Below are 18,837 nucleotides of genomic sequence, written 5' to 3' on the forward strand. Positions count from 1 at the left end.
CGGGTGCCCGAGTGCCTGCACTGGCCGGCGCAGACCGGACCGCGGATGTCGTCAGACACCGCTCGCCGGTCCCGGCTCGGGACTTCGCCGGATCTGCCGCGGTCAGTTCCGCGGCACGTCCGCGGCGTCGAGCAGCTTCAGCAATCGCTCGGATTCGCTTTCAAGAAAGCCCGCGAACTCATCCGTGGGCTTGTAGAACATCATGACGCCGCTGGCCTCGAGCCGCTGGCGCAGCTCCTCGTCCTGCAACGTATCGGCGATGGCGGCGTCGAGCTTCGCGACCACATCCTCTGGCGTGTTGGCCGGTGCCGACACCCCGAACCAGGTACTCATCTGGAATTCCCCCAACCCGAGCTCCGCCATCGTCGCGACATCGGGCAGCAGCGGCGTGCGTTCCGGAGCGGCGACCCCCAGCGGCACCAATGCACCGCTTTCGATGTGCGGCAGCAACGGAGGCAGGTTGAGAAAGGCCAGGTCGACGTTCCCGGCCAGCACATCGACCACGGCGGGCGCGGCGCCGCCATAGGGAATGTGCACCATCTGTGTGTCGGTTTCCTGCATCAGCAGGACGCTGGACAGGTGCGGCAGGCTGCCGTTCCCCACAGATGCAAAGGCCAGCGTGTCCGGCGACTCCTTTGCCTTGGCGACCAGCTCTTCGAGCGTCGAGAGCTCCGCGCCACTGCCGACGACCAGAACGTTTGGAACGTTGGCGATCATGGCGACCGGAGCGAAATCGGCAAGACCCTCATATTGCACCGGCTGGATCTCGGGCGTGATGAAATGCGTCGGAGAACTGGCGATCAGCAGGGTATAGCCGTCAGGGTCGGACTGCGCCACGTAGGTTGCCGCGATGGCCGTTGCGGCGCCGGGCCGGTTTTCGACCACCACCGGCTGACCCAGCCTCTCGGTCATCCCCTCGGCGAGGGTCCGCGCGATCAGATCGGCCGAACCGCCCGCCGCATAGGGGTTTACGAGGGTGATCGGCTGCGCCGGATAGTCCTGCGCGGATGCAAGGCTTGCCGAAAGCGCAAGCGCGGACAGGGCCAGGCCCGTCAGTCTGGATTTCATGGTCTTCCTCCCAATGGTGCGGCAGTGCGGTCCTCCCACTGCCTTGTGGTGATTGCACGCGGACCTGCCGGCCCGGCGACCGCGACGATGGGCTGACCACCGCCGCGGCAGGTTTCATCACTTGCAGACGAAGCTGGCAGCATCGGCTTCGGGGCCGCTGCCATCGTAGGTGGCCACCGTGGGCCAGGGGCACAGCGGGCGGGAGCGCCCGTCGAGGTCCGCGCCGGTGGCGATCAGCCTGTCGGGGGCCCTGCCCTCCTCGACCCAGCCGACGATGGTCTGCAGCACGTCGAAGGACTCGGGCCCCGGCCCGCCGCGGCAATGCCCCATGCCCGGCACCGGGAAGTAGCGGGCGAAATCCCCGACATCCCCCATGTCCGCCTGCAGCGCCGCCATGTAGCGGGCGGTGTCATTGGCCGAGATCGCCGCATCCCCGGTGCCGTGGTAGAGCAGGATCTTGCCGCCTGCATCGCGGAAGGCGCCAAGATCGGTCGAGGTCGCATCCGCAAAAGCCGCCGAGGCCTCCATGCGCTGCGGGTCGCTGTCGAAGTCGAAGTTGATGATGTCGAAGGCCGGGTCCGGCGGCGTCAGGAAGACATACTTGATGCCGTTGTTGGACAGGCCTGCCTTGATCGCGTTGGGCTCCGGGGTTTCCGAGGTGCCGAGGCGCCAGCTGCGCCAGCCCGCTTCGGCAATCGCCGGGTCGTAGCTCCATGCGACGTAGAAGCGCTCACCGGCGCTGTCGCGCGAGCCCTCGTGCAGCAGCTTCAGCGTCTCGACCTTCTCTGCGCTCAGACAGGCGTCCTGCCCGGCGCTGCAGGCGAGCCCCGAGGGATCATAGTCACACCCGGCAGGGTCAAGCACCAGCCCGTCGGCGAGTCCGTCGCGCGCGTCGCACTGCTGGACGATGTCCTGCGCCAGAAGTTCCAGATCGGCGTTGCTGAACGCGCGTGACAAGATGGGATGGCCCGCCTCGTCCCTTGGGGCGATGGCCGTCAGCTTCTGCAGGCCCCAGGCGGTATCAACGTGGCTGCGCGACAGGCGGAACACCGGCGCGCCCGCGACGATGCCATCGAAGAGTTCGGGAAACCGCTGGCTGGCCATCATGCCCTGCCGACCGCCGTTGGAGCAGCCGATGAGGTAGCTGTGGTGCGGAGCTTCGCCGTAATAGCCGGTGGTGAGGGCCTTGCCGGTCTCGGCAACATCCTTGAGTGCCTGATAGCCCCAGGCCTCGCGGGCCTCGGGATCGAGGCCAAAGGAGCTGTCCTTGTCCTCGTGCCCGGCATCGGTCGAGATCACCGCGTAGCCCTCGGCCACGGCCGCCGGCTCGCCGGTCGGCTGCGAGCCGCCAAAGGCCGGGCGTACGCGACCATCGAGCCCGCCGCCGCCCTGGAAGTAGAAGCGTCCGTTCCAGCCTTCGGGCAGACGCAACTCGAAGCGGTCGCCGAAGAGCACGTCTCCCACGCCTCGACGCTCATCGATCACCCCGGTGACCTTGCAATAGGCCGGCAGGTCCTGCCCGGCATCGTCATCGGGTCCGGCCGGGACCCAGGCCGCCTCGGCGATCTTCAGGCCGTCCCGGGTGATGTTTGCAAGCGCAGCGCAGCCTGCCTCATCCGCTTGCGCACCGGTGGCAATGGCACTGCAAAGCAGTGCGCCATGAGCCAGAAATCTCATGATTCTCCTCCCAATTTCTCCCTTGAGAGGTAAGTTAAATCATTAAGCTAGCTTTGTCACTTAAAGAGTCGCCACGGTCCCGGTCTTTGCCCGGACCACTGGCTCAGGTGAGCAATTTCATATCGATCCGCACCTTGTCGCCACGGTAGATTCCGTTGGCGACGAGGATCAGACGCCCGCCTTCATCGATGGCCAAGCGCTGCACCAATACGATCGGATCGTTGAGCGACAGCTGCAGCAGCTGCGCGGTCTCGACATCGGCGGAGGCCACCGACAGGATCTGCCGGGCATCAGCGACGCGCACGCCCGGCAAGTCCGACACCAGCCGCATCGCGGTGGTGGTGGAGTAGTTCTCTTCGGGGATCAGTGGCTGCAGCTTCTCGTCGACGAAGACGTCGGCGACGAGGAAGGGCACGTTCTGCCGCCGGTGCAGACGCCGCAGGTGACGATAGCTGGGCGCAACGGTGCCATGGTCGAAATCCGCCTGCGCGAGCGTCGCGCCGGGCGTGTCCGACAGCACCTCGATCTGCGCATCGGCACGCGACATGAGCAGGCCGTTCCAGTCGGTCTGCACCTCGCACCAGAGATCACGCTCGGGCCGGGCGCGCACGAAGGTGCCCTTGGCCCGGAACCGCTCGATCAGACCCTCCTTTTCGATCTGATCGAGCGCCTGGCGGATCGTCATTCCCGCCACGCCGAATTCCTTGGACAGCTGTTCCACCGTCGGTATCCGTGCCCCGATCGCCCAGTCCCCCCGCTCGATCCGGCCGCGGAAAAGCGAGGCAAGCTGGATATAGCGGGCGACATTGCTCTTCTCGAGCAGGTCGGTCGAGCTGGGCTTCTGCATGGAAAGGTCCTCGCTTCTCTTCGCCTTCCGGGCATATCTGACGATATTATAGCTTTATATCACTTACTCCCGGTAGAGGGGAACCGGCTGCAGTCCTCAGTTGCGCAACGGCAGGTCGAAGAGGGCGCCGGGGGTGATGGGGAGATTGGCGCTGACCCCTTCCGGAACCGGGATCTCATGCGCGTTCAGGGTCATGGCCACCATCGAATAATAGCCGACGACGGCGGTCAGCTCGACCACCCCGACCTCGCCCCAGCGCGCGCACACCAGATCGTAGACCGGCTGCTTCGGGGTGCCTTGCGTCAGAAGTTGGCAGACGAAATCGTAGATCTCGGCCGCCGCGGCGTCGTCGCCGAAGTCCGGCACCCGGCCCACGCGCAGGGCGTCGATCCACGCCTGATCCAGATCCACCTTCAGACCGTCGCGTTCATGGATGGCCCATTCCAGCAGGCTGTTCCAGCGCCGCGCCGTGATCAGGATCGCCAGTTCGTTGAGGTAGCCCGGCAGCGTCGTCTCGAAGCGCAGCACGCGGCCAAGTTGCTGCCAGCGATCGGCAAGGACCGGATTGTGCAGCGCCGCCCGCAGGGGGCCGACGAGCACGCCGCGCGGCCCCGATACGATCTCGTCGAAGACGGCCTTCTGTGCCGGCGACATGGTCTCCGGCGCGGGGAAGCTGATACGTCCCATGCTGGTCATCCTTTCACCTTGGCCGCGGCGACGCGGTCCCGGATTTCATCGGTATGCTGGCCGAGCAGCGGTGGCGCGGCCTCGAAGGACAGCGGCGCCTCGGCAAAGCGCATCGGTGAGACCACCTGCGGCACGGTCCCGGCAAGCGGGTGCGGCAGGTGCCGCAGCATCTGGCGATGCTGCACCTGCGGTTCGTCGAGCACGCCCGGCACGGTGTTGATCGGCGCGCAGGGCACTTTCACCGCCACGAGATCGGCCCGCCAGTCGGCGAGATCGCGGCTGCGCAATGTCTCGCAGATCATCGGGTGCAGCACGTCGAGGTTCTCGACCCGCGCCGCGTTGGTGGCAAAGCGCGGATCCTGCGCCCAGTCCGGGTGGCCGAGGGCGGCGGCGAAGCGCACGAACTGCTCGTCGTTGCCGACCGCGATCACGATATGCCCGTCGCGGACCGGGAAGATGTCCTGCGGCTGGATGTTCGGGTGCTTGTTGCCCTTGCGGGTCGGCGTCGCGCCCGAGACGAGGTGGTTCATCGCCTGGTTCGCAAGCATCGCGGTGGCCACATCCAGCATCGCCAGATCGATATAGTCGCCCTTGCCGGTCTCGGCGCGGCGCGCCAGTGCGGCCAGCACGGCGACGGTGGCGTACATGCCGGTCATGATGTCGATGACCGGCACCCCGACCTTCTGCGGCCCGGCCCCCGGCTCGCCGTCCGGCACCCCGGTGACCGACAGCAGCCCGCCCATCGCCTGGATCATGAAGTCGTAGGCGACGTCCTCGGCCATAGGCCCGTCCTGGCCGAAGCCGGTGATCGAGCAGTAGATCAGCCGCGGGTTGATCGCCCGGAGCGACGCCTCGTCAAGCCCGTAGCGTGCCAGGGTGCCGACCTTGAAGTTCTCAAGCACGATGTCGCTTGTCCGGGCGAGATCGCGGATCAGCTCCTGGCCCTCTTCCGAGGCGATGTCGACCTCGACCGATTTCTTGCCTCGGTTGACCGACAGGTAATACCCCGACTCCTTGGTCGGCTTGCCAGCGCTGTCCTTCATGAACGGCGGCCCCCAGCGCCGGGTGTCATCCCCGACGCCAGCGCGTTCCACCTTGATGACCTCTGCTCCGAGGTCGGCGAGGATCTGGCCCGACCAGGGGCCGGCCATGATGCGGCTCAGGTCAAGCACCCGAACGTGGGAAAGCGGTCCGCTCATGTTGTCTCCTTTTCGAAAGTCAGGACGCCTGCGGTGACCTCGTCGCCCGCTGCGCCGTCATCGACGATGGCGGTGGCGGCGACCGAGGGGCGCTCGGCCCAGGTCGCGGCGAGCACCGCAAGGTGCGGGAAATGGGCCCGCCAGGCGCTGTCGCCCCAGCGGAAATCAAGCTGGCCGAGGAAGCAGATCACCGCGACATGGCCAGCCCCAAAGGGCCGGCTGGCCAGCGCATCGGCCTCGGCCTCGAGCGTGGCCATGACCGCAGCGATCTTGGCGCGGAAGCTGGCGGTGATCGCGTCCCAGGCCCCCTGCGGGCGAAGCAGTTCTGTGCGCCAGGCCAGCAGGATGTCGGTCGCACCGTCGGCCAGCGCCTGCCAGCGCTGCGCCTCGACCCCGGCATCGAGCGCGCCGTCCCGGTCGAGCCAGGCGCAGATCACCCGGCTGTCGAAGAGCACGCCCTGCTCGGTGACCAGCGCCGGGATCTTGCCCAGCGGGTTGTCCGCCAGCACGGCGGGGTTCGGCGGCAAGTGGCTGGCGACGACGTTGCGCATCAGCTCGACCTCATCCAGCCGGCCGGTCTCGTGCAGGGTAATCATCACCTTGCGCACGAAGGGCGAGCGGGGGGACCAGTGCAGTTTCATGCCGCAGCCTCCACCTCGGCCAGAAAGGCCGAGAGCAGCGCGGCGGTGGCGTCGGGCTGCTCGAAGCAGGGCACATGGCCTGCGCCCTCGACCCCTTCGAACCGCGCGCCGATGCTGTCGGCGATGCCGCGCATGGTCTCGGGGATCTTGCCGTCCGACAGCCCCGCCACCAGCAGCGCGGGGACCGCGATGCCCGGCAGGACGGCGGCATAGTCGTAACCCTGAAGCGCCGTGGCGCAGGCCTTGAACCCCTCGAAAGGGGTCGCCGCAATCATCGCCGCCAGCGCCTCGGCGCGGTCGGGCGTGGTCAGCCAGCGTTCGGCGGTGACCTTGGCGTAGCCGTCCATGCCGAGCCTGCGGCCCTCATCGATCCGCGCGCCCCATGTCTCGACCGCAGCCGGCGCGGATTTCGCCATGCCGTCCATGAAGACAAGCCCGGCGAAACGCTCGGGTGCCTTGGCATAGGCGGCCAGCGTTGTCGGCACGCCCATCGACAGGCCGACGCAGACCGCGCGGGAGACGCCCGCGTGGTCCATCACCGCCAGCAGGTCCTCCGAGAGCAGTTCGAAATCCACCGCGCCGTCCGGGACCTCCGAGCCGCCATGGCCGCGCTGGTCGTAGCGCAGCACGTTCCAGCCCGAGAGCCGCGCCACCACGCCGTCCCAGACCGACAGGTCGGTGACCAGCGAGTTCGAGAAGACCACCCAGGGCGCGTCGTCCCCGGCGCGGTCGATGCGGGTTTTGAGCCGCGTGCCGTTGATCGCCTGCAAAGTCATCAGCGCCCCTTCCAGACCGGCTTGCGCTTCTCGACCACGGCGGCGGTCGCCTCGCGGGCATCCTCGGTCTTCATCAGGATCGTGCTGAACTGCTGTTCGATCTGGTAGCCCTCGTCGACCGGCAGAAACTCGATCTGGTTCAGCGCCTGCTTGCCGAGGCGCAGGCCGAGCGGCGACTTCTCGGCGATCTTCGCGGCGAGCGTGCGGGCGGCCTCCATCAGCGCCTCGGGGGCAAGAACCTCCTGCACGAAGCCGAAGCGATAGGCCTCGGCCGCGTCGATCGGCTCGCCGGTGAAGAACATCTTGCGCAGCATGCCCTGCGGCAGGTGCCGCCCCATGTGCGACGCGCCGCCGCAACGGCCGACGTTGATCTCGGGCATCCCGAACTTCGCCGTCTCCGACGCAAGCCGGATGTCGCAGACCGAGGCCAGCACCGTGCCGGCCCCCAGCGCCGGGCCGTTGACCGCCGCGATGGTGGGCAGGGCACAGTCCCGGATCGACTTGAAGCAGCGTCGCACGATGCGGGCGCGGGCCGGGTCTTCCTCGACCGTGGCGGCAAGGAACTCCTTCAGGTCGAGCCCGGCGCAGAAGGCGCGCGCGCCCGCTCCGGTGAAAAGCACGCAGTTGATGCCCTGCCAGCTGTCGGCGGCGTCGAAGGCTTCGCCGATCTCGGCGTAGTTGGCGAGGGTGATGGCGTTGACGGGGGGCACGTCGATGGTGATCTCGGCCACTTTCCCGTTGAAGCTGATGTCGATACCCATTGGTCGGTCCTTTCTGAAGTCAGGCGGCGGCGAGCGACAGGGCGATGCCCTGCCCCACCCCGATGCACATGGTCGCGAGCGCGGTGTTGCCCTCGCCGCGCGCGATCATCCGGGCGGCGGTGCCGGTGATCCGCGCGCCGGACATGCCGAGCGGATGGCCGAGCGCGATCGCGCCGCCATAGGGGTTCACCCGCGGATCATCGTCGGCGATCCCGAGCCGCCGCAGTACGGCCAGCGCCTGCGCGGCAAAGGCCTCGTTGAGCTCGATGCGGTCGAAGCTGTCCGCCGTCACACCGAGTCGGGCACAGAGCTTTTCGGTCGCCGGGGCCGGGCCCATGCCCATGATGCGCGGTGCCACGCCCGCGGTCGCGCCGCCGGTGATCCGCGCCAGAGGCGTCAGCCCGTGGCGCTTCATCCCGGCTTCGGTGGCAAGGATCAGCGCCGCTGCCCCGTCATTGACCCCCGAGGCATTGCCCGCGGTGACGCTGCCGCCCGCGCGGAACGGGGTCGGTAGCGCCGCCAGCTTCTCGGCGGTGGTGCTGCGCGGGTGCTCGTCCTGATCGAAGATGACCGGCGGACCCTTGCGTTGCGGCACCGCCACCGGGATGATTTCCTCGGCCATCACGTCGCGCGAGGCGGCCGCCTTCTGCTGGCTGCGCAGGGCAAAGGCGTCCTGATCCGCGCGCGAGATGCCGAAGTCGGCGGCGACGTTCTCGGCTGTCTCGGGCATCGAGTCGGTGCCGTAGCGCGCGTGCATCTCCGGGTTGATGAAACGCCAGCCGATGGTGGTATCCTCGACGCTGGATTGACGCGAGAAGGCGCTCGTGGCCTTGGGCATGACAAAGGGCGCGCGGGACATCGACTCGACGCCGCCCGCAATCGCCAGATCGCCCTCGCCCACGGCAAGCCTGCGGTAGGCCGCCAGCACCGCATCCATGCCCGAGCCGCAGAGCCGGTTGATCGTGGTGCCCGAGACGGTCTCGGGCAGCCCGGCAAGCAGCAGGGACATGCGCGCCACCGACCGGTTGTCCTCGCCGGCCTGGTTGGCGCAGCCGTAGATCACGTCGATGGTGTCGGCCCAGTCGAGGCCGTCATGGCGATCCTGCAACGCCAGCAGCGGCAGCGCGCCAAGATCGTCGGCGCGAATGCCCGAGAGGCTGCCGCCGTAGCGGCCGATGGGGGTGCGGATGTAGTCGCAAATATAGACGGTCTGCATGGCTCAGCCCTTCAGGTCTTCGAGGATTTCGGGCACCGGGCCCCGGGCGAAGCCATGGCCGATCGCCGTCTCAAGCGCGTCGAGATCGGCCTCGATGCGGTCCGCGGGCTGCTGTGCCGCCCACCACAGCGGCCCGCCCTTCCAGCGCGGGAAGCCGTAGCCGTTGGCAAGCGTCACATCGATGTCGGAGGCGCGCTGCGCGACCCCCTCGTCCAGCAACAGCGCGGCTTCGTTGACCATGGCGATCAGCAGTTGCCGCTGGATCGTCTCGGCGTCTAAGGAACGCGGGGTGATGCCGGCCTCGCTGCGCGCCGCGTCGATAAGTGCGGTCACCTCGGCCGAGGGCTCGGGGCGTTTCTCGGGATAGTCGTACCAGCCACCGCCGGTTTTGCGGCCCAGCCGTCCCGCCTCGCAGAGCCGGTCGGGTATGGTGACGTAGCGCGCTGCCGGGTCGCGCGTCGCGGCCTGCCGCTTGCGCATCGCCCAGGCGATGTCGAGCCCGCTCATGTCCGACACCGCGAAAGGCCCCATCGCGAAGCCGAAGGCTTCGACAGCCGCATCCACCTGTTCGGGCGCGGCACCGTCGAGCACCAGCAGCTCGGCCCGGCGGCGGTAGGCGGCGTAGATGCGGTTGCCGATGAACCCCTCGGCGACGCGCGCCACCACGGGCTGCTTGCCAAGGCGTTTCGCCAGCGCGAGGCCGGTGGCCAGCACGTCATCCGCCGTTGTTTCGGCCCGCACCACCTCGAGCAGGCGCATCACGTCGGCGGGGCTGAAGAAGTGCAGGCCCAGCACACGGGACCGCCCCGGCAGGCCCGCGACCATGGCATTGATGTCGAGATAGGAGGTGTTGGTGCCGATCACCGTCTCGGGCGGCAGCGTGGCGTCGAGCTCGGTCAGCAGCGGCACCTTGACCGACAGCTCCTCGAACACCGCCTCGATGACCAGATCGCAGCTGGTCAGCTCGGAGATCCGCGTCGTTCCGGAGAGGGCCCTCAATTGCGCCGCCAGCGCGGTCTCCGAAAGCCGCCCGCGCGCCTGCTTCGCCTGCAACGCGTCCCGCAGCGCACCGAGGCTGCGTTCCAGCGCCTCGGCGTCGCGCTCGACGAGGGTGACCGGCAGCCCGGCTGCAAGGCAGGCGCGCGCGATGCCCTGCCCCATGGTGCCGCCGCCGATGACACCGACGGACGAGACGGGGCGAGGCTTGGCATCAAGCCCGTCGACGCTGCCCGCCTTGCGCTCGGCAAAGAAGAGGTGGCGCAGGGCAAAGGCGTCCTCCGACAGACGGAGCTTCTGGAATGCCGCGCGCTCATCCGCCAGGACGGCGACGATGTCCGGATCAGCCGAGGCCTGCACCAGCCGGATTGCCTCGGCCACGTTCGGCCGGCCCCTGCCCTTGTGCAGCGCCTTCGCGGCAGCGGCCCCCAGCGCGGTCTCGTCCTCTTCGGGAACCTCGAGGTTGGCCACCACGCGCTTCGGGCGATCCTCGGCAAGGAACCGTTTCGCCGCCCCCAGCAGATCGTCCTCTGCGACCACATCGACCAGCCCGAGCGCCTCTGCCTTGACCCCGGTGATGCGGGTGGCACCGCAGATCATCTCGAGCGCGGCGATGCGCCCGGTCAGGCGGGGGAGCCGCTGCGTGCCGCCCGCGCCGGGCACCATCCCGAGCGACACCTCGGGCAGGCCGAGCTTCGCGTCCGGCGTGGCGATACGATAGTCGCAACCGAGCGCCAGCTCGAGCCCTCCGCCAAGCGCCACGCCGTGAATGGCGGCCACCACGGGGAACGGTGCCTCTTCGCAGGCCGCGATGACGTCCGGCAGCTCGGGCCAGGCCAGGGGCGCGCCGAACTCGCGCAGGTCGGAGCCGGCAATGAAGCTCTTTCCGGCCCCGACGAGAACCGCACCCCGAACCTCGCCGCAGCTCCGCAGCGCCTCGATGAGGCCCTTGCGGATCGCGTGGGAGCCGGCATTCACCGGGGGATTGTCGATGGTCAGCACGGCGATGCCATCGGTGACCTCGAGGTGAACGGTGCCATGCGAAGGTGTAGCGTGGGTGTTCATAGGGCTTTCCTCTTCACTCGGTGGACGGGGCCACGGACCGGGCCGGCTCGCGGCTGCTGTCCGGCGCGCTCAGGCGGTTCACCAGCACTGCGACCGCGAGCAGAACCAGCCCGATGCCGTCTGACAGGTAGCCGGGGACGATCAGCGTCACCGCCGCCGCGCCCAGCAACACCCGCGCCGGGATGCCCAGCCGGCCGACGAAGTGCAGCCAGCCTTCGCTTGCGGCCGCCATCAGCCACACCGCCAGAACCGCGCTGCCCACGTCATGCAGGATGTCCAGCGGTTCCCCCTGCAGCACCAGCGTCGGGTTCAGCGCGAAGATGAACGGCAGCACGAAGTTCACCGCCCCGAGACGCATCGCCAGAACGCCGGTGCGCATGCCGTCGGATTTGGCGATCACCGCCGCGGCGAATGCGGCCAGCGCGACCGGCGGGGTGATGTAGCTCAGCATGCCCCAGTAGAGGATGAAGAGGTGCCCGGCGATCGGGTTCAGCCCCGCTCCGGCCATGGCCGGCCCCAGCACGATGGCCAGGAAGATGTAGCAGGCGCTGACGGTCATCCCCATGCCCAGCACAAAGGAGGTCAGGGCACCGAAGAGCAGCAGCAGGAAGACGTTGTCGCCGGCGAATTGCAGCAGCTCGCGCGAGAAGGCACCGCCGACGCCGGTATAGCTGAGCGCACCGACGATGAGCCCGACCCCGGCAAGGATCCCGACGATATTGGCGATGTTGCGGATCGCGTCATCCAGCAGATCGACGAGCCGGCCGAGGGTCAGTTGGTTCTCGCCGCGGATCCAGCCGTTGAGCGCACTGGTCGCAAGCAGCACGAGCGTGGCGTAGAACGGTGCCTGCGCTTCGATCCCGCGCGCCACGATCAGGTAGATCAGCACGACCAGCGAAAGCAGGAAATGCCAGCCTTCCTTCAGCGTCGGCCAGAGCTTCGGCAGGTCTTCGGGACGCTGCCCGGCGAGCCCCCGGCGCGCCGCGTAGCAATCGGTCTGCAGCATGAGCGCGAGGTAAAAGAGCGCCGCCGGAACGATCGCGGCGATCATCACGGTGGAATAGGCAACGTTGAGGTTCTCGGCCATGATGAAGGCGACGGCGCCCATGACCGGCGGCATCAGCGCGCCGCCGGTCGAGGCGCAGGCCTCGATCGCGGCGGCGTAGCGCGCCGGGTAGCCGACCTTCTTCATCGTCGGGATGGTCATCTGCCCGGTGGTCACGATGTTCGAGATCACCGACCCCGAGAGCGAGCCGAAGAAGCCCGAGGAGAGGATGGCCACCTTGGACGGGCCGCCACGGGTGCGGCCGAGCAGCGCCTCGGCGAAGGCCATGAAGAAGGCACCGCCGCCGGTGACCACCAGCGCCGAACCGAACAGCAGGAAACCGATCAGCAGGCCCGCCACCACGCGCATCGGCACGCCGATGATACTTTCCGAGCCGAGCGCGTGCATCATCACCAGGCCGGGGATGTCGGTGGACGGCCCCCAGAGGAAGCCCGGCATGTTCTCTGCAAAGAGCGGGAAGAGGAAGAAGAAGCCGCAGATGCACAGCAGCACAAGCCCGCCGGTCCGGCGCAGCGCCTCGAGCACCAGCAGGCAGAACACCCCGGAGATGACCTGCGCATTGGTCGGCGCGACGAGGTCCCACCCCTCCATCAGGATACGCTCACCGTTCCAGGCGAAATAGCAGGCCGAGCCGAGCGCGAGCAGCGAGAAAACCACGTCCGCGATGCGTCCGGCAATGCCGAACCGGTTGTAGGGCAGCGGGTAGACCTGGAAGACGATGGCAAGGAAGATGCCGGTGAGCAGGTAGAAATACGCGGTGTCGAGCAGCACGTAGCCGATCAGCATCTGTGTGTTGAACAGTCGGTCGACATTCAGCAGGAGCGCGATCAGGCCGAGAATGAGCACCACCGCCCGTGTCGGCCCGTGCAGCATGCCGATCTTGACGCCTGAACTCTGGGAGGTGTCCGGCTGATCGGACACGGGAATGGACTGCGGATCGCTCATGACGGACCTCGCTCACGCTCTGAAGTAGGGAATAGGAGCGGGTCCGACCTGTGCGGACCCGCAAGAGGCGAAACTCAGTTCGCCAGGTGTTCGGCGCGCCAGCTGCCCCAGAACTCGGGCCAGCCTGCATCGTCGCCGTCATAGGCCGCCTGTGCCTCGGCCCAGGCCGCCTGCACAGCGTCGACGCGCGCCAGGCGGGCGTCCTGCCAGGCCTGCGCCTCGTCGGTCCAGTAGCCCATCTCCTTGGCATAGCGGATCGCCCCGTCGTGGAACGGCGCGTCGGCCGGCGGCACGATGGCACCTTCGGTGGCCCAGTTCGCCGCCTCGGCGGTGGCCTCACGGAAGCCGTCGAAGCTCTGGTCGATTGCCTTGACGAGGTTGTAGACCTCCTCCTCGCTGGTCGCCGCGTAGGTCGCCAGCATCGGATAGCGGTAGCCCAGGAGCCACACCGGGTGGTCCTCGTCGATCCCTGCCCCGGTGGTCTGCTTGTGCGGTTCGGCAAAGCTGATGACGTCGGTGGCCTTCTTCCAGCCCGCGGTGTCCTCGGGCGGGAAATTGAGCCAGGTCAGGCCCCGCGAACTCGCCTCGATCTCGCGCGCGAAGGACGAGGTCGGCACCATGCCCATGGCATCGAGCTGGTTCGAGATGATCGCATCCTTGAGCGCACCGTAGCTGCCGAACCAGACCTCCTCGACGTCGTCACGGGTCAGGCCGCCGAAGGCAAGATAGGCGTCGGTCTTGATGTTCAGCGACGGGTTGCCCTTCACGAAGCCGACGCGCTTGCCGCGCAGGTCGGCGACGCTCGTCGCATTCAGGTCGGCAGCGGCGATGATCCCCACCGAAGCCGGCCGTCCAAGCATCACGCGCACGTCCTGCGGACCCCAGTCAGGCGTGGCGAATTCCTCGGTGCCTTCGCTGGCAAAGAAGAGCTCGTTCGACAGAAAGCCGAACTGTGCGCGCTGTTCGCGCAGCGGAAGCAGGCGGCCGATCGACGTGCCCGAGGGCAGAACGCGGATGCGCGTGTCGAACTTGCCCTGCACTGCATTCGCGATGGCCGAGGCCTCGGTGTAGCCGCCGGAGCCGACGTCGTAGGCGCTCCAGATCATCGAGCGCGGCAGCTCCACATCGTCCTGCGCCAGCGCGGCGGTCGCGCCGAAGCCAAGGATGGCCAGTGTCGGCAGGGCTTTCACAAGCAGTCTAAGCATGAGGGGGGCTCCTCTCCCAGTTGTCGATCAGCCGGTCCCGTATCGGCGGCCGATCCCTCCTGCGAGAGAGCTAAAACATTAAAAGCTATATTACTAGCTTTTTATTGTGTGCAGAAGTTCAATCGGAATTTCTGCCTTGCTGAGAGCAAGTTACCCAAGGCCTCATGTGCGCAAGGCTTCGGGGAGCCGGCGTCTCGCGTCTCCTTTGCCTGCGAACAAGACTTCGCAGCGCGAATCGATGTGGCGCTCAACCGCACACGCCAATGCATGGACCACGGGTCCGCCACGCCGTGGGTGACGTCCATGGACGTCACCGCCGACAGTGATGAATCAGCGTCACCATGCAGATACTGCCCGACCGGATGCGCCAGGTGTCCACGATCTGGCCTCGATCAAGGACGGAGTGACCAACGCCTTTGTTCTTGAGATGCCGACTGACCGGGAGGCCTGCTTGGCCACTGCCAGCAACAATCGCATCGAGAAGTTTGCTCATGTGCTGTTCCTTTCCAAGGCAAAGACCGACAAGAACCTTGGAGCAGGACGTCCGGCGTTTTCTAAGTGGAGCGCGCGAGAGAACCCTCTGGCGCTCACTTCTGGAGTGACAAGATGATTTGATGACCGGTTTGTCCGAAAAGCGGGCCAACGCGGTTTGCGGGCACCGCCTCATTCTTCCATCATCGAAGCCTGCAGAGGCGGAATGAGGAGATTGCGCCGTCTCATTCGCATCAAAAATGCTTTATTTATGAGGCGAAAAAGCCTATCCCTCGCCTCATGGAGATCTGGAACACCCCCGCCTGGCCCCGCTTCCGCCATGACCCCGCGGTGACAGAGGCCCCCTTGGCCCGCGTCATGGCCCGCCTTGGTGCGATCGACGGGCTGCACGCCGGCCTTACCCCCGAGGAACGCTCGGAAATCTTCCTGCGGGCGGTGACCGGCGAGGCGCTCGCCAGTTTTGCCATCGAGGGTGCGCCCCTGTCACCTGGCGAGATCGAGGCCTCGGTCGTTGCCTCTCTTGCGCACCGGCAGGCCCTGCCCCTGCGCCGCAGCGATGCGATTGCAGAGATGATGCTGGAGGCCCGCGCCGGGGAGCCGCCGCTGACGGCGGCCACCCTACAGCACTGGCATGATCTTCTCTTCCACGGGATCGAGGTCGAGGACCGCGGCCGATGGCGCAGTTTCGCCATGGAGATCGTGCGCGGCCCCGGCGGGCGACGGGAGGATGTGCTCTACGTCGCGCCCCCCGCGGACCGCGTGGCAGAGGAGATGGTCCGGTTCCTCGACTGGCTCGAAGCGGATCGGCATCCCCTGCCCTTGCGCGCCGCTCTCGCGCATCTGTGGTTTGAATCGATCCACCCGTTCTCTGATGGCAATGGCCGGATCGGGCGGGCGATCATGGAGCATGTCTTTGCCCGCGAGGGGGCGCTGCCTTTCTCCCTGTCCCGTCAGATCGAACGAGACAAGCGCGGCTACTATGCGGCGCTGCAGGCGGGGCGCGAGGTCTCGGGCGATATCATCGACGCCACGCCCTTCGTCACCTGGCTGCTGGAGCGGCTCGACGCCGGCGTCACGGAAGCAGAGCGTGAGGCGCGGTTTCTCGTGCGCCGGAATGCGTTTCTCACCGCCCATGGGGATCTGCCCGAGAGGCCGCTTGCGGTGCTGCGTCGGCTCTTCCTCGAAGGTGAGGAACGGATTGATCTCGGTCTCTCCGCCGGGCCCTATGGCAAGATTGCCCGCGTCTCAGCTGCGACAGCCACGCGGGACCTTGCAGAGCTTGAGCGGCGCGGCGTGGTCACACGCACGCCCCAAGGCGGCCGGTCGACGCGCTATCTTCTGAACTGGTAGGTTTCAGTGGCGCCTTGGGGACTTACCAGAGGCGCCGGCCTTTGAATCGACCATGGCCAACCAAAAGACATGCAGAGCATGTCGAGCCCCCGAAGCTGTCCCCGCGGGGACACCTCGGTTCGTAGCGCAACCTTTTCCTCCCGGGAACTCGGTGTCAGGGCGTCTTCGCGAGCCGTTGGGGCTCGGACCGTGCCCTACGTCCCCGATCTCTGTCCCCGCTGTCCCCGCGGGGACAGAGATATTTCGACAGCAGCGCCGCCCGTGTCGGCAAAGAAAAACCCCTGTCCCCGCGGGGACAGGGGTCGGGCCCTGGCGTATGACGCCGCGGCTCAGTCGTCGAGCGCGGACATGAAAGCCGCGACGGCGGCTTCGAGCCGGTGGCGGTCGATGCTGGAGAAATCGCGCTCCATCGCCAGCTCCACCTTCCCGTCGCGCGCCGCGCAGCGGACTGTCCCCGCGGGGACAGTGCAGCGCAGCGTGGTCTTCGCGGCGGCATTGGCGCTCGCACCCTTGGGTTTCGGGCCGGCCTTGGGTGCCGATTTCAGCGCGTCGTTCAGCCGGGCAACCTCGTAGTCGGACGAGACCTTGCCCTGGCCCGCCAGCATCTCGCGCAGCCCCTCGGCAAAGCCCTCCTCATCGCCAATGCGCTTGACCAGGTCGAGACCCAGCTTGCGCGGGATCGCCTCGGCGTGGCGCAGATCGTTGCCGAGCTCTTCGAGCAGCGTCGCGAAATGCCGGATGTAGCTGCGCTTCTGCCGCCCGGCGGAGGCGTAGAGCAGCGCGATCGCCTCGTCGATGTCGGTGGTCTCGGTGTTCGGATCGCGGGCGAAGGCCAGCGCCAGCTGCGCCATCTCGGCAAAGGAGATGCCGCGGCGCACCAGGTTCTCGTCGACCATCTTGCGGTAGAGACCGACCAGCGCCTCACCCGAGGCGACCAGCCCCGCGGGGATGCGGGCATAGGTCTCGTCGCCGGTCTCGGCGTAGAGCTCGCGATAGGCCGAGAGGCGGCGGAAGCCCTGCACCAGTTCGTAATGGTCGCCCACCGGCTCGACGCGGATCGGGTTCGACAGGCCGACTTCGCGGATCGAGGCCTTCAGTTCCTCGATCTCCGGATCCGGCCCGGCGGCGCGGTCGCGGGTCAGCTTGGTGGTCAGCACCGCGTCGATCGGCACCAGGTCGGTGATCAGCCCGGCCCGCTTCAGCCGCACGTAGTCATGCGCCAGCCGGTCGTTCTCCTCGCGGATGGCGCGCTCGACCTCTGCGCGGTCGCGCAGCGCCTCGGCGTTCTCCGAGATCGCCGCCGCCATCGGGCCACGTCGTGTCCCCGCGGGGACAGGGGCGCGGGCGGGTTCCTCGGCATTGGGCTTGCGCCCGCCACCCGTGTAGACCCCGTCGGGCGTTTCGGGAAAATCGATGTCGAAACCGCGTCGCTTGCTCATGCCTCATCCTCCAGCTTGTCCCAGGCCACCTGGACGTGGGTGCGGAATTCCTCGTAGGCGCGGTCGAAGGAGGCGCGCGCCCGGCGCCATGTTTCCCGCGTCATCTCGCGGTAGTCGATCTCGTAGATCGAGCTCAGGAAGCGCCCGGACTGTTCGACCGCGCGGGTCATCTCGATCGGGTGCTCGGTCATTCTCTCGTCCCAGACCTTCATGAAGGCCTGCCGCATCGCGCGGTGCAATTCATTGCCGGTCTCGTAGCGCGTGAGCAGGAAGCGCACGTCAAGGAAAGCCTTCGGCAGGGTGAGTGTCCCCGCGGGGACAATCCCCTCGAAGCCCGACAGATCGCCGAGGGCCTCCGAAAGCTGGCCGATGAAGGAGGTGGTGGAGTCATACTCCCAGTAGCCGGGGCCGGACGGGATGTAGAGCATGTCGGCGGCGAAGACCGCGTTCATGCTCTGATAGCCGATCGCCGGCGGGCAGTCGAAGACGACGAGGTCGTAGGCGTCGGGCGGCAGGCTGTCGAGGTAGCGGCTGACGGCGGCGAAGAACGACCACTCGGGGTTGAGGTGCCGGTACTGCGCCGAGGCGAACTCGACGAAGGCGGCGTTGGCGCAGCTGGGCACGATGTCGATCGTCGGCCAGGAGGTCGGCTTGATGAAGTCGGCGGCGCGCAGGTCGCGCAGGCCCATCGAGGTGATCGCCTCGGGCAGGCGGCGCTGGGGCAGGGCGGAGCCACTCTCGGCCCCGCGGGTCGCGGCGTTCATCCGGTCGGTCTCGCGGATCAGGTCCCGGGCCATGATGCCCCAGACGGTGTAATCCTCGGTGATGTCCGACAGACCCATGGAGTGGCTGAGCGTCGCCTGCGGGTCGAAGTCGACGCAGAGCACCCGGTAGCCGTCGAGCGCGGCGGCATGGGCGAAGTGCAGGGCGACGGTGGACTTGCCGGCGCCGCCCTTGAAGTTCGAGATGGCGACGCGGAAGGCCCGCTTGTTCGCCGGACGGTAGGGCATCAGGCTCTTGCGGTTGACCTTCAGCTTGCGGCGGATCTCGTTGATCTCTTCGAGCGAGTACCAGCGCTGGCGGCCGTCTTCCTCGACCAGCCCCTGCGGCAGGTGAGGGTCGGCGGCCATGCGACCGCGCAGCGTGGACTGGTTGACCTGCAGGATCAGCTCGGCCACCTCCCAGCTCGAGAAGCGGCGCAGGGTCTTTTCCATCTCGGGCGAGAAGGTCTGCTGCCGGATCCATCCCTGCATCTTCAGCGACTGCGCCTGCAGCCGCGCAAGGTCTTCATGTGTGAACATCCTGCCTCCTGTCCCCGCGGGGACGCCTCTTGTTGTCGCGCCACTGCGGGCGCTTTGCCTCTGTCCCCGCGGGGACACTCTATGCTTCTGTCCCCGCGGGGACGCT

The 18,837-nt window shown here is 67.6% G+C and carries 16 protein-coding genes; 1 reads left to right on the forward strand and 15 read right to left on the reverse strand.

Annotated elements, in window-relative coordinates; translation table 11 throughout:
* Positions 1-102: 102 nt before the first annotated feature.
* From BM397_RS18910 to BM397_RS29020, 13 genes are all read right to left on the reverse strand, one after another.
* Complete coding sequence (locus BM397_RS18910; RefSeq protein WP_092429468.1) at positions 103-1,068, reverse strand: tripartite tricarboxylate transporter substrate binding protein; 966 nt, start codon at positions 1,066-1,068, stop codon at positions 103-105.
* Between the two features lie 117 nt (positions 1,069-1,185).
* A complete protein-coding gene (locus BM397_RS18915; RefSeq protein WP_092429470.1) occupies positions 1,186-2,745 on the reverse strand; it encodes a tannase/feruloyl esterase family alpha/beta hydrolase in 1,560 nt (519 codons plus the stop codon).
* 103 nt (positions 2,746-2,848) lie between these two features.
* Positions 2,849-3,592, reverse strand: coding sequence for a GntR family transcriptional regulator (locus tag BM397_RS18920; protein WP_092429472.1), 744 nt, complete (start codon positions 3,590-3,592; stop codon positions 2,849-2,851).
* A 96-nt stretch (positions 3,593-3,688) separates the two neighbouring features.
* Positions 3,689-4,279, reverse strand: coding sequence for a carboxymuconolactone decarboxylase family protein (locus BM397_RS18925; protein WP_245696201.1), 591 nt, complete (start codon positions 4,277-4,279; stop codon positions 3,689-3,691).
* A gap of 5 nt (positions 4,280-4,284) precedes the next feature.
* A complete protein-coding gene (locus tag BM397_RS18930) occupies positions 4,285-5,478 on the reverse strand; it encodes a CaiB/BaiF CoA transferase family protein (protein WP_092429476.1) in 1,194 nt (397 codons plus the stop codon).
* Positions 5,475-6,119 (reverse strand): glutathione S-transferase, encoded by a 645-nt coding sequence (locus tag BM397_RS18935; RefSeq protein ID WP_092429478.1) that lies wholly within the window; start codon positions 6,117-6,119, stop codon positions 5,475-5,477. The genes BM397_RS18930 and BM397_RS18935 overlap by 4 nt, the downstream gene beginning before the upstream one ends.
* The gene (locus BM397_RS18940; RefSeq protein WP_092429480.1) at positions 6,116-6,895 is read right to left on the reverse strand and encodes an alpha/beta fold hydrolase; all 780 of its coding nucleotides are present in this window, start codon (positions 6,893-6,895) and stop codon (positions 6,116-6,118) included. Before BM397_RS18940 ends, BM397_RS18935 begins: the two co-directional genes overlap by 4 nt.
* Entirely contained in the window at positions 6,895-7,656 is a 762-nt protein-coding gene (locus BM397_RS18945) for an enoyl-CoA hydratase-related protein (protein WP_092429482.1), read from the reverse strand. Before BM397_RS18945 ends, BM397_RS18940 begins: the two co-directional genes overlap by 1 nt.
* A 19-nt stretch (positions 7,657-7,675) precedes the next feature.
* Positions 7,676-8,872 (reverse strand): 3-oxoadipyl-CoA thiolase, encoded by a 1,197-nt coding sequence (gene pcaF / locus BM397_RS18950; RefSeq protein WP_092429484.1) that lies wholly within the window; start codon positions 8,870-8,872, stop codon positions 7,676-7,678.
* 3 nt (positions 8,873-8,875) lie between these two features.
* Entirely contained in the window at positions 8,876-10,933 is a 2,058-nt protein-coding gene (locus BM397_RS18955) for a 3-hydroxyacyl-CoA dehydrogenase NAD-binding domain-containing protein (RefSeq protein ID WP_092429486.1), read from the reverse strand.
* Between the two features lie 13 nt (positions 10,934-10,946).
* Positions 10,947-12,944: a TRAP transporter permease gene (locus BM397_RS18960; protein ID WP_218124921.1), complete on the reverse strand. Its 1,998-nt coding sequence runs from the start codon at positions 12,942-12,944 to the stop codon at positions 10,947-10,949.
* A 74-nt stretch (positions 12,945-13,018) separates the two neighbouring features.
* A complete protein-coding gene (locus tag BM397_RS18965; RefSeq protein WP_092429489.1) occupies positions 13,019-14,149 on the reverse strand; it encodes a TAXI family TRAP transporter solute-binding subunit in 1,131 nt (376 codons plus the stop codon).
* Positions 14,150-14,459: 310 nt separating this feature from the next.
* On the reverse strand, positions 14,460-14,642 hold the full coding sequence (locus tag BM397_RS29020; protein WP_143187069.1) for a hypothetical protein: 183 nt from the start codon (positions 14,640-14,642) through the stop codon (positions 14,460-14,462).
* Between the two features lie 278 nt (positions 14,643-14,920).
* Here BM397_RS29020 and BM397_RS18970 point away from each other — a divergent pair, with 278 nt between their 5' ends.
* Positions 14,921-15,991: a Fic family protein gene (locus tag BM397_RS18970; RefSeq protein WP_092429491.1), complete on the forward strand. Its 1,071-nt coding sequence runs from the start codon at positions 14,921-14,923 to the stop codon at positions 15,989-15,991.
* Between the two features lie 329 nt (positions 15,992-16,320).
* On the opposite strand, the gene BM397_RS18975 is transcribed toward BM397_RS18970, so the two are convergent.
* Positions 16,321-17,430 carry a ParB N-terminal domain-containing protein gene (locus BM397_RS18975; RefSeq protein ID WP_092429494.1) on the reverse strand — a complete coding sequence of 370 codons (1,110 nt, stop codon included), beginning with the start codon at positions 17,428-17,430 and terminating at the stop codon, positions 16,321-16,323.
* Positions 17,427-18,731 (reverse strand): AAA family ATPase, encoded by a 1,305-nt coding sequence (locus tag BM397_RS18980; RefSeq protein ID WP_092429496.1) that lies wholly within the window; start codon positions 18,729-18,731, stop codon positions 17,427-17,429. Before BM397_RS18980 ends, BM397_RS18975 begins: the two co-directional genes overlap by 4 nt.
* Positions 18,732-18,837 lie beyond the last annotated feature (106 nt).

The sequence above is a fragment of the Alloyangia pacifica genome (genome assembly GCF_900116195.1).
GTDB classification, from domain to species: Bacteria; Pseudomonadota; Alphaproteobacteria; order Rhodobacterales; family Rhodobacteraceae; genus Salipiger; species Salipiger pacificus.

Excerpts from the sequence above, each read along its gene's own strand:
- BM397_RS18935 (WP_092429478.1), bottom strand. The coding sequence starts at position 6,119 with ATGAAACTGCACTGGTCCCCCCGCTCGCCCTTCGTGCGCAAGGTGATG.
- pcaF (WP_092429484.1), bottom strand. The coding sequence starts at position 8,872 with ATGCAGACCGTCTATATTTGCGACTACATCCGCACCCCCATCGGCCGC.
- BM397_RS18980 (WP_092429496.1), bottom strand. The coding sequence starts at position 18,731 with ATGTTCACACATGAAGACCTTGCGCGGCTGCAGGCGCAGTCGCTGAAG.
- BM397_RS18955 (WP_092429486.1), bottom strand. The coding sequence starts at position 10,933 with ATGAACACCCACGCTACACCTTCGCATGGCACCGTTCACCTCGAGGTC.
- BM397_RS18925 (WP_245696201.1), bottom strand. The coding sequence starts at position 4,279 with ATGGGACGTATCAGCTTCCCCGCGCCGGAGACCATGTCGCCGGCACAG.
- BM397_RS18915 (WP_092429470.1), bottom strand. The coding sequence starts at position 2,745 with ATGAGATTTCTGGCTCATGGCGCACTGCTTTGCAGTGCCATTGCCACC.
- BM397_RS18975 (WP_092429494.1), bottom strand. The coding sequence starts at position 17,430 with ATGAGCAAGCGACGCGGTTTCGACATCGATTTTCCCGAAACGCCCGAC.
- BM397_RS29020 (WP_143187069.1), bottom strand. The coding sequence starts at position 14,642 with ATGAGCAAACTTCTCGATGCGATTGTTGCTGGCAGTGGCCAAGCAGGC.
- BM397_RS18930 (WP_092429476.1), bottom strand. The coding sequence starts at position 5,478 with ATGAGCGGACCGCTTTCCCACGTTCGGGTGCTTGACCTGAGCCGCATC.
- BM397_RS18960 (WP_218124921.1), bottom strand. The coding sequence starts at position 12,944 with ATGAGCGATCCGCAGTCCATTCCCGTGTCCGATCAGCCGGACACCTCC.
- BM397_RS18910 (WP_092429468.1), bottom strand. The coding sequence starts at position 1,068 with ATGAAATCCAGACTGACGGGCCTGGCCCTGTCCGCGCTTGCGCTTTCG.
- BM397_RS18945 (WP_092429482.1), bottom strand. The coding sequence starts at position 7,656 with ATGGGTATCGACATCAGCTTCAACGGGAAAGTGGCCGAGATCACCATC.
- BM397_RS18965 (WP_092429489.1), bottom strand. The coding sequence starts at position 14,149 with ATGCTTAGACTGCTTGTGAAAGCCCTGCCGACACTGGCCATCCTTGGC.
- BM397_RS18940 (WP_092429480.1), bottom strand. The coding sequence starts at position 6,895 with ATGACTTTGCAGGCGATCAACGGCACGCGGCTCAAAACCCGCATCGAC.
- BM397_RS18920 (WP_092429472.1), bottom strand. The coding sequence starts at position 3,592 with ATGCAGAAGCCCAGCTCGACCGACCTGCTCGAGAAGAGCAATGTCGCC.
- BM397_RS18970 (WP_092429491.1), top strand. The coding sequence starts at position 14,921 with ATGGAGATCTGGAACACCCCCGCCTGGCCCCGCTTCCGCCATGACCCC.